The sequence below is a fragment of the Verrucosispora sioxanthis genome, from assembly GCF_010560025.1.
GTDB classification, from domain to species: domain Bacteria; phylum Actinomycetota; class Actinomycetes; order Mycobacteriales; family Micromonosporaceae; genus Micromonospora; species Micromonospora palythoicola.
Genome location: NZ_SAIY01000011.1, coordinates 66,672 through 81,052 on the forward strand (window position 1 = coordinate 66,672; position 14,381 = coordinate 81,052).

General features: G+C 72.2%; 11 protein-coding genes. 8 read left to right on the top strand and 3 right to left on the bottom strand.

Going from position 1 to position 14,381, the window contains the following annotated elements; translation table 11 throughout:
- Positions 1 to 25 precede the first annotated feature (25 nt).
- From ENC19_RS25510 to ENC19_RS25525, 4 genes are all read left to right on the top strand, one after another.
- A complete protein-coding gene (locus tag ENC19_RS25510) occupies positions 26 to 1,033 on the top strand; it encodes a WXG100 family type VII secretion target (RefSeq protein ID WP_164449598.1) in 1,008 nt (335 codons plus the stop codon).
- A gap of 443 nt (positions 1,034 to 1,476) precedes the next feature.
- Positions 1,477 to 1,770 carry a hypothetical protein gene (locus ENC19_RS25515; RefSeq protein ID WP_164449599.1) on the top strand — a complete coding sequence of 98 codons (294 nt, stop codon included), beginning with the start codon at positions 1,477 to 1,479 and terminating at the stop codon, positions 1,768 to 1,770.
- Between the two features lie 106 nt (positions 1,771 to 1,876).
- Positions 1,877 to 3,181, top strand: coding sequence for a type VII secretion-associated serine protease mycosin (gene mycP / locus ENC19_RS25520; RefSeq protein WP_164449600.1), 1,305 nt, complete (start codon positions 1,877 to 1,879; stop codon positions 3,179 to 3,181).
- A gap of 12 nt (positions 3,182 to 3,193) precedes the next feature.
- Positions 3,194 to 3,664, top strand: coding sequence for a hypothetical protein (locus ENC19_RS25525; protein ID WP_164449601.1), 471 nt, complete (start codon positions 3,194 to 3,196; stop codon positions 3,662 to 3,664).
- 3 nt (positions 3,665 to 3,667) lie between these two features.
- Here the strand turns inward: ENC19_RS25525 and ENC19_RS25530 are convergent, their stop codons facing one another.
- The 3 genes from ENC19_RS25530 to ENC19_RS25540 are packed head-to-tail and all read right to left on the bottom strand — an operon-like array spanning position 3,668 to position 5,768.
- Entirely contained in the window at positions 3,668 to 4,924 is a 1,257-nt protein-coding gene (locus ENC19_RS25530) for an SseB family protein (protein WP_164449718.1), read from the bottom strand.
- A complete protein-coding gene (locus ENC19_RS25535) occupies positions 4,918 to 5,403 on the bottom strand; it encodes an SUKH-3 domain-containing protein (RefSeq protein ID WP_164449602.1) in 486 nt (161 codons plus the stop codon). Before ENC19_RS25535 ends, ENC19_RS25530 begins: the two co-directional genes overlap by 7 nt.
- Positions 5,400 to 5,768, bottom strand: coding sequence for a YwqJ-related putative deaminase (locus ENC19_RS25540; protein ID WP_208021023.1), 369 nt, complete (start codon positions 5,766 to 5,768; stop codon positions 5,400 to 5,402). The genes ENC19_RS25535 and ENC19_RS25540 overlap by 4 nt, the downstream gene beginning before the upstream one ends.
- 203 nt (positions 5,769 to 5,971) lie before the next feature.
- Between ENC19_RS25540 and ENC19_RS25545 the strand changes: the two genes are divergently transcribed.
- The 4 genes from ENC19_RS25545 (at position 5,972) to ENC19_RS25560 (ending at position 14,333) form a co-directional block, all read left to right on the top strand.
- Complete coding sequence (locus tag ENC19_RS25545) at positions 5,972 to 7,651, top strand: right-handed parallel beta-helix repeat-containing protein (RefSeq protein WP_164449604.1); 1,680 nt, start codon at positions 5,972 to 5,974, stop codon at positions 7,649 to 7,651.
- Positions 7,652 to 7,682: 31 nt separating this feature from the next.
- Entirely contained in the window at positions 7,683 to 9,161 is a 1,479-nt protein-coding gene (gene eccE, locus ENC19_RS25550; RefSeq protein ID WP_164449605.1) for a type VII secretion protein EccE, read from the top strand.
- On the top strand, positions 9,158 to 9,850 hold the full coding sequence (locus ENC19_RS25555) for a hypothetical protein (RefSeq protein WP_164449606.1): 693 nt from the start codon (positions 9,158 to 9,160) through the stop codon (positions 9,848 to 9,850). Before eccE ends, ENC19_RS25555 begins: the two co-directional genes overlap by 4 nt.
- A gap of 109 nt (positions 9,851 to 9,959) precedes the next feature.
- Positions 9,960 to 14,333, top strand: a complete 4,374-nt coding sequence (locus ENC19_RS25560) for an ExeM/NucH family extracellular endonuclease (protein ID WP_235945115.1) — start codon at positions 9,960 to 9,962, stop codon at positions 14,331 to 14,333.
- The last annotated feature ends 48 nt before the right edge of the window (positions 14,334 to 14,381 follow it).

Genomic DNA, 14,381 nt, shown 5'->3' on the forward strand with positions numbered 1-14,381 from the left:
CAGGGGCGAGGCCCGAGGAGCGGGGATGAGCGACGACTACTACGGCTGGCAGCCGGTCAGCTATCCGATGTACTCCGGCGTGTCGGACGACTACGCCGCCGAGCGGGCCGCCGGGGCCACGCCGTACGAGCCCACGGCCTGGGACTCGGTGAACATCGAGCAGATGTGGGAGTACGTCCGCAAGGAGAGTGACGAGCGGACGACGGCACTCGCCGACATGTGGCGGCGAGCGGCGAGCCTGCTGCAGACCACTCGGGACAATCTCAAGCGCCATGCCGACTCCCTGGACGCCCGCTGGCAGTCGCCCGCGGCACGGGTCTTCATGTCCCGCGTGGGTGCCACGCTGCACTCGCTCGACGAGTGGAAGGAGGTGGCCAGCAACAACGCCACCGGCCTCGACCAGCTCGCCAGCAAGATCGGGACTGCCCAGCGGGAGATGAAGACGCTCTGGGAGGAGTACCGGGCCGAGCAGATCCGACAGGGGGAGCGCCGGACCAACGACGAGGGCGTCCAGGCTGTCGACCTCGTCGAATGGGTCCCCGGTGTCACAGGCAACGACGCCAAGTCGTACGAGGACGTGCAGAACGAGTACCACCAGCGCGCCAAGAACATCACCAAGCCGCTGGCGGACCTCTACATCGACGTCTACATCTCCAATATCTCCCGGGGCGGGAAGTTCAAGGGCCCGACGGATGCGGTGATCACCAATCCGTCGAACGTGCCCCGCCCTGGCGGTCCGGGGGCGCCCCCGCCCGGCGCACCCATGAACGGGGCCGCCCCGAACCGCCCGGCCATGCCCAGCCGGCCGGATCTGCCGACCCGACCCGGTGGGGCCGACGCGCCGACCGGTGCCGCGCCACCGCCGCCACCAAATCTTCCGGAGGGCGTCGGTCTGGCAGGTGGCGCCGCCGCGCCGGTCGCCCCACCGCCGACCGCACCGCCGGTGACCACCGCACCCACGGCACCCGTGACTCCCGGTCCGGTGGTGCCGCCGGTGGCCCCGCCTGGGCCGCGACCGGGCAACCCCGGATGAACGCACCGAACTCAGCGCGACCGAACGCACCGAGGGCCACCCTGCCGGGTGCGGGTGGTCCCGGCGCGCCCGGTGGCCGTGGGCCGGGGCCCAACCGGCCCACCCTTCCTGGTGCAGGTGGCCCGGCTAGCGGATCCGGCGCGCCGGGTGGCCGGAAAAGTCCCGCACCGAGCCGCCCGACCCTGCCCGGCAACACCGGCGCTGGCGCTCCCGGCGGTGGCCGGGGTCGGCCGGGTCTGGGCAATCGGCCGGGCGCTTCGGCCACTCCGCCGCCGTCGAGTCCGCGGCTGCCCGGCTCCACCGCCCGCCCGAGTCAGCGCGGCGCCGCCCCCGGACGGCCTGCCGCACCTCCGCCGAGCCTCGGCGGTCAACGGGGTGCCGCGCCGGGCGGGCCGCCCAAGGCGAGCGCTCCGCTGAGCGGCAAACCGGCCACCGGTAAGCCGGTGACCGGCGGAGGCCCTGCCGGTGCCCGACCCGATCTGAGCGGACGCGCCGGTGCGGGCACCGGGCGACCTGCGCCGGCGACGGGGCCGGCTCCGTCGCTGGGCGGTCGACGCGGCGGGCCGACGACGCCGTCTCCACGCAAGGCCGCACCCCGCGACGCAGAGCAGGAGACCTGGGAGTACGGCGACGGTGACGACGAGTTGTGGGTCACCGAGTCCTCCGCCGCTGGTGTGGTGGAGGCCCCTGCCGAACACCGCCCCCGGGAGCAGGGCAGGACCCTCGGCCAGAGCTGAACGCCGTCGGGCCGGTCACCCAACCCTGGGTGACCGGCCCGTACCATGCGGTGACCGTCTATTCGCAGCCGTCCCCGTGGCGGCGCACAGAGGAAGGCTGACGGGCATGCGTGTCCTCACCCGATCGGCAGCCGCCGCGCTCACCACCGCGAGCGTCCTGGCAGCCGTCGCCCTGCCCGCCGCACCCGCCCACGCCGACTCGGTCCGCGACAGATCCTGGCACGTCAAGAGCATGGAGCTGACCGAGCTCCACGACATCACCAAGGGCGAGGGCGTCACCGTGGCGGTGGTCGACACCGGGGTGGACGCGACACACCCGGATCTTCGCGGCGGCGTCCTGCCCGGCATCGACCTCTACGACGACGGCACCAAGGGCCGCCTCGACCGTCAGGGACACGGCACCGGCATGGCCTCACTTATCGCCGGTCGCGGGCACGGCCCTGGCGGCCGTGACGGCGTGCTCGGCGTGGCACCCGAGGCCAAGATCCTTCCAGTGACGATCAAGAAGGACGGCGCCCCGTTGATCGCACCGACGGCCCTCGCCGCCGGCATCAACTGGGCGATCGACGCCGGTGCCGACGTGATCAACGTTTCCCTGTCCAGCAGCTTCAACGAGGAGCTGAACCGGGCGGTCGAGCGCGCCTACCAGAACAACGTGATCGTGGTCGCCGCGGCCGGCAACGACGACCAGATCCTCGTCGGCGCGCCGGCCTCGCATCCCGGCAGCATCGCCGTCAACGCTGTCGACCGCAAGGGCGTCATCAGCAAGAAGGGGTCGGTACCGGGAACCTTGGACCTACCGATCAGCATCGCCGCCCCCGGTCAGGACATGACGTTGGCTCGCCCAGGTGGCCGGTACGTCACCGCGACCGGCAGCAGCAGCGCCACCGCGATCGTCTCCGGTGCGGTGGCCCTGATCAAGGCCGAGTACCCGGACCTGAACGCGTACCAGACGTTCGAGCGGCTGCTTGAGACCACCAGGGACGCCGGTGAGCCGGGCCGCGACGAGTACTACGGCTGGGGCGTACTCGACCTGCGGGAGGCGTTGACCGGCGAACCCGACGGGCGGGGCAGCCGCGCTGCGGCAACCGGCGAGCCGGAGATCGACGAGGCACTCGCTGCCGCGCGGGCAGCCGGAAGCGACGGTCCCGACTACGCGGAAATCGTGATCGTCGTGCTGGTCTGGGTGGTCTTCCTGGCCATGCTCGTCGGCGGAGTGGTGGCCATCGTCAAGCTCCGTCGCCGCTCGCGCCGCCGCCGAGACGCCAGCCTGGCCGCAGAGCCCGTGCTCGCCGGCGGTGGGCCTGCCGCGCCGTCGACGCCGGGCGGGGCGGTCGGCTCGACCGATCAGACCTTGTCTGATCCCGCTCGGGCCGGTGACGCCGCCTGGCGCCGCCCGTCCGATGAGTAGCAGGACGGACAGGTGCTGAACACGTCAGCGGAGTCCGGCTCCGCGTCCGTGCCGACGCCACGTCGGCGGCCGGTCGTCGTCACCGTCGCCGTCCTGCTGATGGTGCCCTCGATCGTCCTCTGGCTGATCGCCGGGTTCGCTTTCTTCCGCGCGATGCTGCGCGCCGAGGGCGACGGACTGGGCAAGGTCCTGGTGGTGGGCATCGGTGCCGGCGTACTCGCGATCGCGTTGCTTGTGGTGCTGCTCGCGGCCATGGGGATCTTCATGGCCTGGACCGGCGACAATGCCGCCGGGCTGGCCGTGCCGGCCGGGTTCACCTTCGGACTTTTCGTCGTGGTCATCGTGACGCTGCTGGCGCAGGGCAAGCTCAGCTATCACCCGACGATGGTCACGCCGCTGGTGGTGGGCGGGCTTGCCGGCGTGTCGCTCATCCTGATCAAGACTCCACCGGCGCGGGCCTGGTTCGCCAGCCGCGGTGGCTAGCAGCTAGGCCGGGGACCAGCGACGGGCGGGGGCGTCGAAGCGGGCCAGCAGTTCGTCCCGGCCGTCCGCGTGCAGGCAGCGCAGCTCGGTGCCGTCCGGTACGACAAGCGACTCCATCCGGGGTTGGCCCTGACCCCACTCGTCGGGCGTGGTCTCGCCGGGCGGCCAGCGCAGCACCGCCACCCACTCGTCGGACTCCTCGAACGGAGAGCCCTCACCGAGCAGCCCGAGCCGTCGGTACAGCCGGGTCGGCGTGTCCCGTCCCGGTCCGTGCCAGGCGTGCACCAGTCCAGCCGCCCGGTCGTATCCATCATCCAGGTAGGACGTCAGGTAACGGTGCGGGATGACAAGTTGCAGCAGCAGCGGTGCGCCGGGATCGGGACCGTCATCATCGGTCTCGGGTGCCGGACGGGGCACCGGTACGCCCACCGCCGACGGGTCGGCGTACCTGGCCGTGTCGCGGCGCGCCTGCTCCTGCTTGGCTGCCTCGTCGATGACCTGTCGCAGCTCGCCGAGCCAGTCGCGCAACGTCAGCAGCGCCTCGCCGGGTAGCGCCGCGGCCAGCGGCGTCTCCGGGTTCAGCAGCAACTGCCAGGAGATGTCCGGCCAGTGGTCGGTGAGCTGGAGGCTGCTGACCACCACCAGGTCACGCTCGCCGAGTGCCTGTCGCAGCCGGGCTTCCGAGCTGAACACGGGCAGGCTGACCTGACCCTGCTCGTCGGGCACGGTCCACCAGGGAAACTCGGGATCGGACAGGTCACGTGTCGCCGGTCCGTCCGGGTCCACCGGCAGCACCAGTTCGGCGCGGAGCAGTGCGGCCATCAGGGCGTTCGGGTCCTGCCGCCGGACCGCCTCGCGCAGCGGTCGCTCGGCCTCCATCACCGGCTCGGTCAGGGCCCTGAGTTCGTCAGCGGTCAGCCGGATGCCGATCGGCAACCCGGCGTCGATCGCCAACATCCATTCGTCGTCGGGCCAGTCGACGGCTAGGTCGATCAGGCCCGACACCCGGTAGCTCACCGACTGGCCGGGCAGCCCGGCGGCGATTGCCGCCGGTGAGGTGTACGCGAGCACGTGCGTGACGCCGTCGTGCTGGCCGGTCGCCCAGGCCACCGCTTCCCGGCCGGCCGCCGCGCCGGGCGACACGGGCAGCAGCAGCGGACCGGCGACCAGTTCGGTGAGGAAGCCTTCCCGGTCGTCGGCCTCGGCGGCGGCCAACAGCGCGCGCTCGGCGGCGGTGGTCGGCTGCCAGCCGGTCACCAGGTGCCGTCCGCGCGTACCCGCTGGGGGCGGTGACCGAGCACGAGCGTGGTGAGCGCCTCGTCGAGATCCGCGCCGAGGAACCAGTCCCCGGTGTGGTCCAGCACGAACACCCGGCCGTGCTCGTCGAGAGCCAGGATCCCGCTGCCGTCGCCCTCCTCACCCAGTGGGCTCAATGGCGCGCCGATCGCCTCGGCAAGCTCGGCGAGGGTCTCCACCGAGTGCCGCACCAGGAACGGGTCGAGGTGGACGCCGCTCGGTGCGACCTGTTCACCTTCACCCTGCGGGCGTACCCGCAGGCCACCGAACTCGGCATAGGCCTCGATCGCCCGAGCCGTAACGGTGTGCTGACGACCACCGGGGGTGGCGTGGGCGGCGATCCGCAGCCCCCACTCGCGGCCCCGGTTCTGGTCGGACCGGTCGGGCGACCAGCCGGCGGCGGCGAGGGTCTGTGCCACCAGGGGCGGAAAGCGTTCGGTCATGTCAGCGCCTCCACACCGAACCAGTCCAGCAGGGCCGCGCAGGAACGGCAGGGCGGCTGCACCTGGCCGTGGCGCGGGTCACCCTCCTCCCGTACCCGGGTCACCCGGATCTTCGCGCCCCACAGCAGCGCGCGGGCTCGGGCCGCGTCGAGCGGTGGACCGCCGGCCTCGGCCGCGTAGAGCCGGTCGGAGATCAGCACCGCCTCGGCGCACCAGCCGGCATAGCGCTCGCGTTGCTCGACGGGCAGCCCGTGCAGGAAACGGCGAACCACCGGATGCAGGTCGGGGGCCAGATCGCCGCGTACCGAGGTGTGCGTGTGGACGGTGCCGCCGGCCAGCAGTGCGCCGGCCGCCAGCGGCAGCATCCGTGGCTGCGCCATCCCGTCCTCCCGGTCGTCGACAGGGGATTCCCGGCGAGGTTTCGCCCGGCCCGCCAGCGAGCCTAACCGTCACCGGCCGCCCGACGGGGGTGGTGTCCGGGCACCGCTGGCATCGAGGGGCTCACACCGCGTCGACCGCCTGGGATATCGTCGGTCCAGCCCCCTCCTCGCCGTCCAGAGCCGGAGCCATGACGCGCACCCTTCTCGTCTCCCCGGATCAGCCCGGTGCCTACCCGTCCATCGGGGAGGCACTGGCGGTGGCCACCGACGACGCGGTCGTCTCGGTCAGCCCCGGCACCTACCACGAGGCCCTGTTCGTCAACGACCGTGGCGTCAGCGTGGTCGCCGCGCAGGGCCCCGGCACGGTCACCATCGACGCGTCCGCCGGTGCGTACCCGACGGTGTCCTGCAACTCGGGTCGGTTGGAGCTGCGCGACCTGGTCCTGAAGGCGGGTGACGCGCCGGTCGTGGTGGCCGACCGGGCGAGGCTCACCATGACCGGGTGCGAGCTGAGCGCCGGCTTCGGCGCGGCGATCCAGGTGGCCGGCCGGTCCGAGTTCACCCTCGGCCGTTGCCGGGTGACCGGCGGACGGTACGGCCTGGTGGTGGAGGACTCCGACGGCAGCGTAGAGGGCTGCGAGTTCACCGATCTCAGCGAGGACGGCATCATCGTGCGGATCGGCGCGGCCCCGACCATCCGCACCAGCACGGTGACCCGCTGCGGCAACCGGGGCATCTACATCTACCAGTACGGCCGACCCACCATCGAGACCTGCGACATCTCGCAGACCGGACAGGCCGGTGTGGCGGTGGTCCATCAGAGCGCCCCGGTGCTGCGTCGCTGCCGGATCCGCGACACCCGCGGGCCGGCGGTCTCCTTCGCCCGTGGCTGCCGCGGCAGCGTCGAGGAGTGCACCACGGAGAACACCGGCCAGCCGGCGATCGAGATCGCCGAGGGAGCCGAGCCGACCGTCGTCGAGGGCACCGTCAACCGGAAGGCCGCCTTCGGCGCCGACGCCGCCCGCGCGACCACCGGTCAGGACGCCGCACGGGTGGAGAAGTTGCTGGGCGAACTGGCGGCCATGGTCGGCCTGGAGTCGGTGAAGGAGGAGGTACGCGCCCTCATCGACGAGATCCAGGTCAACGAGTGGCGGCGCAGCGCCGGGCTGCCCGTCGGTGCGGTCAGCCATCACCTGATCTTCGCCGGTGCCCCTGGCACCGGTAAGACCACCGTGGCGCGCATCTACGGTGACCTGCTGGCGGCGTTGGGCGCACTACCGGGCGGCGCCTTCCGGGAGGTCTCCCGACGTGACCTGGTCGGCCAGTACATCGGCCACACCGCCGAGAAGACCGCCGCCGCGTTCGAACTGGCGCGCGGCGGCGTGCTCTTCATCGATGAGGCGTACACCCTGTCCCGGTCGTCCGGCACCGGCGGCGACTTCGGGCAGGAAGCCATCGACACGCTCGTCAAGCTGATGGAGGACCACCGCGACGAGATCGCGGTGATCGCGGCCGGCTACACCGGTGAGATGCTGCAGTTCCTCGATGCCAACCCCGGTCTGGCCTCCCGCTTCGCCAAGACTGTGGAGTTCGGCAACTACTCGCCGGAGCAGCTTGTCGTCATCGTGGAGCGAATGGCCGGCGGCGACGAGTATCTGCTCGCCGACGGCGTCTCCGAGGTGCTCCGCGAGCACTTCGGCACCATCGAGCGGGACCAGAACTTCGGCAACGCCCGGGAGGCACGCAAGCTCTTCGAGGGTGTGCGGAAAGCGCAGGCCCAGCGGTTGCGGCAGTCCGGCCAACGACCGAGCCTCGACGAGTTGCGGACCGTGACCGTGGCCGACGTGCGCGTCGCGATCGGGCGCTGACGATGCGGCACCGGGCAGGGAGGGACGCGCGGTGACGCATCCGGGTGCGGCACAGCCGGGCGAGCCGGGTTGGCAGCATCACCCGCGGGCGGCGGCACCGCCGCCGCAGCAACGCCCGCCCCAGCAGGGCGCTGTGCCGGCACCGACGCTCGGCGGCACCGGGCCCGGACACAACTGGGCGGCCCAGCGCGGGCAGGGACGGGCCACCGTCGGCACCGCGTACACCAGTCGGGCCGCCGCTGCGGCGCCGGCCACCGCCGCGCCCGCCGCCCGGGCACCGGAGAGCCGGGTCGCACCACAGGCCATGGCCGCCCCGGCGGGACAGCCCGTCGCGGAGGTCGCTGCCGAGGACGCCGCACCGGTCCCGGTGGTACGCCCACACCGACGGCAGCCACGCGTCGGCGGGATCCACGTGGCTCAGCTCGTGGCCTGGCAAGCCGGTGCGGCGGCGGTGCTGGCGGCCACGCCGCACGGCCTGCCGCTGACCGTCGCCGTGGCCGCCGTGGCCGTACTGGTGCTCGCTCCGACGATGGTGCGCCGCCGGGGCCGATGGCTCCACCAGTGGCTGGCCGTGTGGTGGGCGTACCGGGGGCGCAGCCGACAGCTGGTCGACGCCGGGTCCGACGGCCCCTGGCAGGTGCTGCGTCACCTGGAGAGCACCGTCGAGCTGGATCAGGTCGAGATCGACGATCAGCCGGCCGTGCTGCTGACCCACCGGGGCGGGCTCAGCGCGGTGCTGGAGGTCGATCCGACCGAGGGTGCACTGCTCATGGGCGCGCCACAGGCCCTGCCGTCGCCGGTGGCCTTGCTGCCCGCCGCCGACCCGGCGACACCGGTGGTGACGGTCCAGGTGCTGATCCAGGTGACCCCGGCACCCCGTGCCCGGGCGGCGGCGGTCGACCGGGCGTACCGCGAGCTGACCAACGGTGGCGTCCCGGCCAGCCGGCAGGCGTGGGTGGTGCTGCACGCTCCGCGGACCCCCGACTTTCATGCCGACCGCGACCTGCGACCGGCGCTCACCGCGGCGATCCGGCGGACCCGCCGGCAGCTGCGGCAGGAGCGGGCGACGGCCCGGCTGCTGAACCGGGACGAGGTGCTCGCCGCGGTAGCCCAACTGACCCATCTCACCGGCGGGGCGGTGGGTACGGACCGACCGTTGGCCCGGGAAGGCTGGCGAAACTGGTCGGTGCAGGGTGTCCCGCAGAGCTGTCATCGACTGCTCGCCTGGCCCGGCCGGGCGTGGGAGCTGGACCCGCTGCTGCGTGGGCTGCCCGCCGCGGCCGGCGTGGTGTCGGTCTCGGTGGCTCGGGAGAACGACCGCCCCGGCGACGACGACGCTCTGGTGGAGGTGGCGTTCCGGCTCATCGGCGCGGACCCGGCCGCGTTGGCCGCCGCCGATCAGGCCCTCGACCGGGCAATCCGCGATCACGGTGGTCGCCTGCAGAGACTCGACGGTGAGCACGCCCACGGCGTGGCCGCCACCCTGCCGTTGGGAGGCTTCCTGCGATGAACGGCGTCGCCTTTCCCGGCAGTCGGATGGGGCTGCACGTGGCGGACGGTGCCGCCGTCGCCGGGCTACGGCTGGTGGCCGGTGGCGGTGGACTGGTCGTCGGCCGTAACCGTCAGCAGGAGCCGGTGGGGCTGCGGGTGTTCCGGGCCGAGCCGACCCGGCTGATGCTCACCGGCGGGGTACGCGCGGCCGAGCTGCTCGCCTTCCGGTCCCTGGCGCTCGGCGCCCGGCTGTTCATCCAGACCGCGCGGGAGCAGGAGTGGGACGCCCTGCTGCGGCGCTGCGTCATCGGCCGGGAGATCGCCTCGTTCCTGCCGCCCGGTGTTGCTCCTCCGGTCCCGGCCACACCCACCGAACCGCAGCTCGTGGTGATCGACACCGGTCCGGTGACCGGGCCGGACACCAATCTCAGCGCGCCCTGGCGGGCCACCCTGGTGGTCCGCGACGACCTGGCCGGCTGGGACGTCGAGGTTCTGGTACGCAGCGACATCGTGGTGCTTCAGCGGCTGACCGAGGCCGAGGCGGCCACCGCCGCGAGCGCCCTCGGTCTGGCCAGCGTGCAGAGCTGGTTCACCCAGTTGCATCCGGAGATGGTCGGCCTGATCACCAAGGGCAAGGTGCAGTGGGTGATGCTCAGCATGACCGGCACCGAGCGTCAGCTGATCGGCCCCGTCGCTCGGGCGGGCTGAACGAGGACCGGCGTCACGGTCTTTGCCGCATTGGTACACCCGGCGGCTCCCGCATGGACACCGGTGCCGCTTATCCTCCGACGGTCTACTCCCTTCGGAGGCCGCTTACATGCAGCGCACAAGAAGTACCCGACTACTCACAATCCCGGGCGTACTGGTCACCGCCACCACGCTCATCCTCTCCAGTGGCACCGCCGCCGCCGCAGACCCGGCGGCCACCGTGCCGTTCATCAGTGAGATCCACTACGACAACGTCGGCGCGGACACCGGCGAGGCGATCGAGATCGAGGGGCCGGCCGGCTTCGACCTGACCGGCTGGCAGATCGTCCTCTACAACGGTGCCAACGGCACGGCGTACGGAACCAGGACGTTGGGCGGCGCGGTGCCGGCCTCGGGTGTGGTCGTCGAGTCGTACCCGGCGGACGGCATCCAGAACGGCTCCCCCGACGGCGTCGCGCTCGTCGCGCCCGGCGGTGACGTCGCCGAGTTCCTGACCTACGAGGGCACCTTCGCCGCGGTCGGCGGACCGGCGAGCGGCCGGACCGGGGTGGACATCGGGGTGCAGGAGACCGCGTCGACCCCGGCGGGCCACTCGCTCCAGAAGATCGACGGAACCTGGCAGGCACCGGCGGCGAACACCTTCGGGGTCCGCAACGCCGCGCCGGACCCGGATCCCGATCCGGACCCGACCGGCTGCACCGTCACGGTCGACCACACCATCGCCGAGGTGCAGGGCACCGGTACGGCCACGCCGCTGGCCGGCAGCCGGGTGACCGTGGAGGGCATCGTCACCGCCGACCACCGCAGCGGTGGCTACAACGGGGTGTACGTGCAGACGGCGGGCAGCGGTGCCGAGCGCCCGGTCGCCGCCGGTACCGCCTCGGACGGCATCTTCGTGTACCTCACCAGCAACACCGCGAACCACCCGTCGGTCGCGATCGGCGACCGCGTCCGGGTCAGCGGCACGGCGGGCGAGTTCAACGGCCTCACCCAGCTCACCATCGCGGCCCGGACCGACGTGCAGGTGTGCGCGCAGGGTGCGCCGCTGCCGGCACCGGTCCCGGTCGAGCTGCCGCTGGACGAGGCCGCTCGCGAGTCGGTCGAGTCGATGCTGGTGGCGCCGGTCGGCGCGTACGCCGTGTCGGAGGTGTACAACACCAACCGGTACGGCGAGGTGGCGCTCACCGCCGGTGACCAGCCGGCCCGGACGCCTACCGACGTGGCCCGCCCCGGTTCGGACACCGCGCAGGCCCTGGCCGCCGAGAACAAGCGGCGTCGCCTGCTGGTCGACGACGGCCGGACGACCAACCTGGCCACCGCCGGGCTGCTGCCGCCGTACGTCTCGCCGGCCAGCCCGTTGCGGGTCGGTGACCAGGTGGAAGCGTTCGGCCCGTCGGTGCTGTCGTACGGCTTCAACGAGTGGCGCCTGCAGCCGACCCGACCGGTCGACGCGGACACCGCGCCGGCCGCCCGGACCACGTTCAAGGCCACCAACCCGCGTACCGCCGGACCCGTCGACGTCGGCGGCGACCTGCGGGTGGCGAGCTTCAACGTGCTGAACTACTTCGTCCACTTCGGTGGCGACGCCCGGGGTGCCGCCGACGAGGCGGCGCTGGCCAAGCAGGAGGCGAAGATCGTCTCGGCGATCTCCGCGCTGGACGCCGACGTGGTGGCGCTGGAGGAGATCGAGAACTCGGTCCGGTTCGACGCCGAGGACCCGCAGCAGGCGCTCAAGCGCCTGGTCGCCGCCCTGAACAGCGAGGACGGCGCGGGCACCTGGGACTATGTGCGCACTCCGGCGGAACTGCCGAGCGCGGCCGAGCAGGACGTCATCACCACGGCGATCATCTTCAAGCCGGCCGAGGCGCAGCCGAAGGGCCCGTCGCGGTCGGTCAACGACGAGACGGTGTGGTCCAACGCCCGCGAGCCGATCGCGCAGACCTTCACCGCCGGCTCGGTGGACTTCGTCGTGGTGGCCAACCACTTCAAGTCCAAGAGCGGTGCCGGCACCGGTGACAACGCCGATGCCGGGGACGGTCAGGGCGGTTGGAACGGTGACCGGGTCCGGCAGGCCGGCGCGCTGGCCGCCTTCGTGGATCAGGTCAAGGCGGACAGCGGGACCGACGACGTGCTGCTGCTGGGTGACTTCAACGCGTACACCCAGGAGGATCCGATGCAGGTACTCTACGACGAGGACTACCGCAACCTCAACGACACCGGGAAGACCAGCTACGTCTTCAACGGTGAGTCCGGCTCGCTCGACCACGCGCTCGCCTCGCCGTCGCTGGCGTCGCGGGTCACCGGCGTCGACGTCTGGCAGATCAACGCGGTCGAGTCGTACGCCTTCCAGTACGACGGCCTGGCCGCGTTCTACGCACCGGACCCGTACCGGGCCAGCGACCACAACCCGCTGGTCGTGGGCATCGACACCGGAGCGGACCCGGGCCCGGTGGACCTCCAGCTGTTGAGCATCAACGACTTCCACGGCCGACTGGAGTCGCCGGCCACCGTGGGTGGTCAGCCGGTCGGCGGTGCTGCCCAGCTCGCCGGGCTGGTGAACCAGTTGCGGGCGGAGAACCCGAACACCGCGTTCGTCTCCGCCGGTGACAACATCGGTGCCTCCACCTTCATCTCGGCGATCGACGACGACAACCCGACGATCGACGCGTTGAACCAGGCCGGCCTGCTCGTCTCGGCGGTGGGCAACCACGAGTTCGACAAGGGCATGGCGGACCTGACCGGCCGGGTCACCGACCGGGCCGACTTCCCGTACCTGGGTGCCAACGTGTACCGGGGTGACACCCGGGCGTTGCCGGCGTACTCGGTCGACACGATCGGCGGCGTCCGGGTCGGCTTCATCGGCGTGGTCACCGAGCAGACCGCCTCGCTGGTCAGCCCGGACGGCATCGCCGGCATCACCTTCCGCGACCCGGTGACCGAGGCCAACCTGGTCGCCGGCCAGCTCAAGGACGGCAACCCGGACAACGGCGAGGCCGACGTGGTGGTGCTGCTCGCGCACGAGGGCGCCGCGACGGCGAACATCGACTCCCCCGAGGCGTTGGCCAACGACCCGGTCTTCGGCGAGTTCACCCGCGCCGACGCCACCGTCGACGTCATCTTCAGCGGGCACACCCACCAGCCGTACGCCTTCGAGGTGCCGGTTCCCGGCACCGACAAGCTGCGGCCGATCGTGCAGGCCGAGGACTACGGCAAGCGGCTGGGCAAGGTGACGCTGACCTTCGACCCGGAGGCGGGCGCCATCACCGCCGCCGACGCGTCGCTGGTGGACGTCGTCGGCGCACCGCAGGACCCGGCGGTGGCGGAGATCGTGGCCGCCGCGAAGGTCCGGGCGCAGGAGCTGGGCCAGCGCAAGCTCGGTGAGATCACCGCCGACATCCGGCGGGCCTACACCGACGGCAACGAGGACCGGGGCAAGGAGTCGGCGCTTGGCAACTTCATCGCCGACGTGCAGCTCGCCGGCACCCGCGACGCCGGCCGGGGCGGGGCGCAGATCGCGTTCATGAACCCGGGCGGCCTGCGGGCCGACCTGCTGTACGGCCAGGACGGCACGATCACGTACGCCGAGGCCTTCGCCGTCCAGCCGTTCGCCAACGACGTGGTCACCAAGACCTACACCGGTGCCGAGATCAAGCAGGTGTTGGAGCAGCAGTGGCAGCCGGCGGGCGCGTCCCGCCCGGTGTTGTGGCTCGGCGTGTCGGAGGGCTTCAGCTACACCTACGACCCGCAGGCCGCTCAGGGCTCGCGGATCACGTCGATGACGTTGAACGGCACGCCGATCGACCCGGCGGGCAGCTACCGGGTCACGGTGAACTCGTTCCTCGCCGCCGGCGGGGACAACTTCACCACGCTCGCCGGCGGCACCGACCCGGTGACCACCGGCGACAACGACCTCACCATGCTGGTGAATTACTTCTCCGCCAACTCGCCGGTGACCGCGGACACCGAACCACGGTCGTCGGTCGGCCAGGGCGGCCCGAAGTGCACCACCACGATCACCGGCAGGCACGCCAAGCCGCTGCTCGTGACCACCGGCCTGACCTGCGTGGAGAACGCCACGATCGCCGGTCCGGTGTCGATCGCCGCAGGGGCCTCCCTGCGGGTGACCGGCGGCACCATCAACGGCCCGGTGTCGGCCACCCGGCCGGTGCTGTTCGAGCTGTCGGGGACGAAGATCTCCGGTCCGGTCATGGTGGCCGGTGCCACCGGTGACCTGAAGATCAGCAAGGCTCGGATCAACGGACCGTTGGCGCTGGTGGCAAACCTCGGTGGAGTACGGGTCGACGGAGTCACCGTCAGCGGCCCGGTGAGCGTGACCGGCAACTCCGGCAGCCAGCCGGTGGTCGTCGCCGCGAACACCGTCAGCGGCCCGCTGGCCTGCTCGGGCAACACCCCGGCCCCGGTGAACGAGGGTCGGGCGAACACGGTGCGGGGCCCGGCCTGGGGTCAGTGCGCACGCCTGTGACCGGTAGGTGACAACGCCGGTCCGCGGTCGGAGTTGCTTCGACCGCGG

Excerpts from the sequence above, each read along its gene's own strand:
- ENC19_RS25510 (WP_164449598.1), top strand. The coding sequence starts at position 26 with ATGAGCGACGACTACTACGGCTGGCAGCCGGTCAGCTATCCGATGTAC.
- ENC19_RS25555 (WP_164449606.1), top strand. The coding sequence starts at position 9,158 with ATGAACGGCGTCGCCTTTCCCGGCAGTCGGATGGGGCTGCACGTGGCG.
- mycP (WP_164449600.1), top strand. The coding sequence starts at position 1,877 with ATGCGTGTCCTCACCCGATCGGCAGCCGCCGCGCTCACCACCGCGAGC.
- ENC19_RS25560 (WP_235945115.1), top strand. The coding sequence starts at position 9,960 with ATGCAGCGCACAAGAAGTACCCGACTACTCACAATCCCGGGCGTACTG.
- ENC19_RS25535 (WP_164449602.1), bottom strand. The coding sequence starts at position 5,403 with ATGACCGAACGCTTTCCGCCCCTGGTGGCACAGACCCTCGCCGCCGCC.
- ENC19_RS25545 (WP_164449604.1), top strand. The coding sequence starts at position 5,972 with ATGACGCGCACCCTTCTCGTCTCCCCGGATCAGCCCGGTGCCTACCCG.
- ENC19_RS25540 (WP_208021023.1), bottom strand. The coding sequence starts at position 5,768 with ATGCTGCCGCTGGCGGCCGGCGCACTGCTGGCCGGCGGCACCGTCCAC.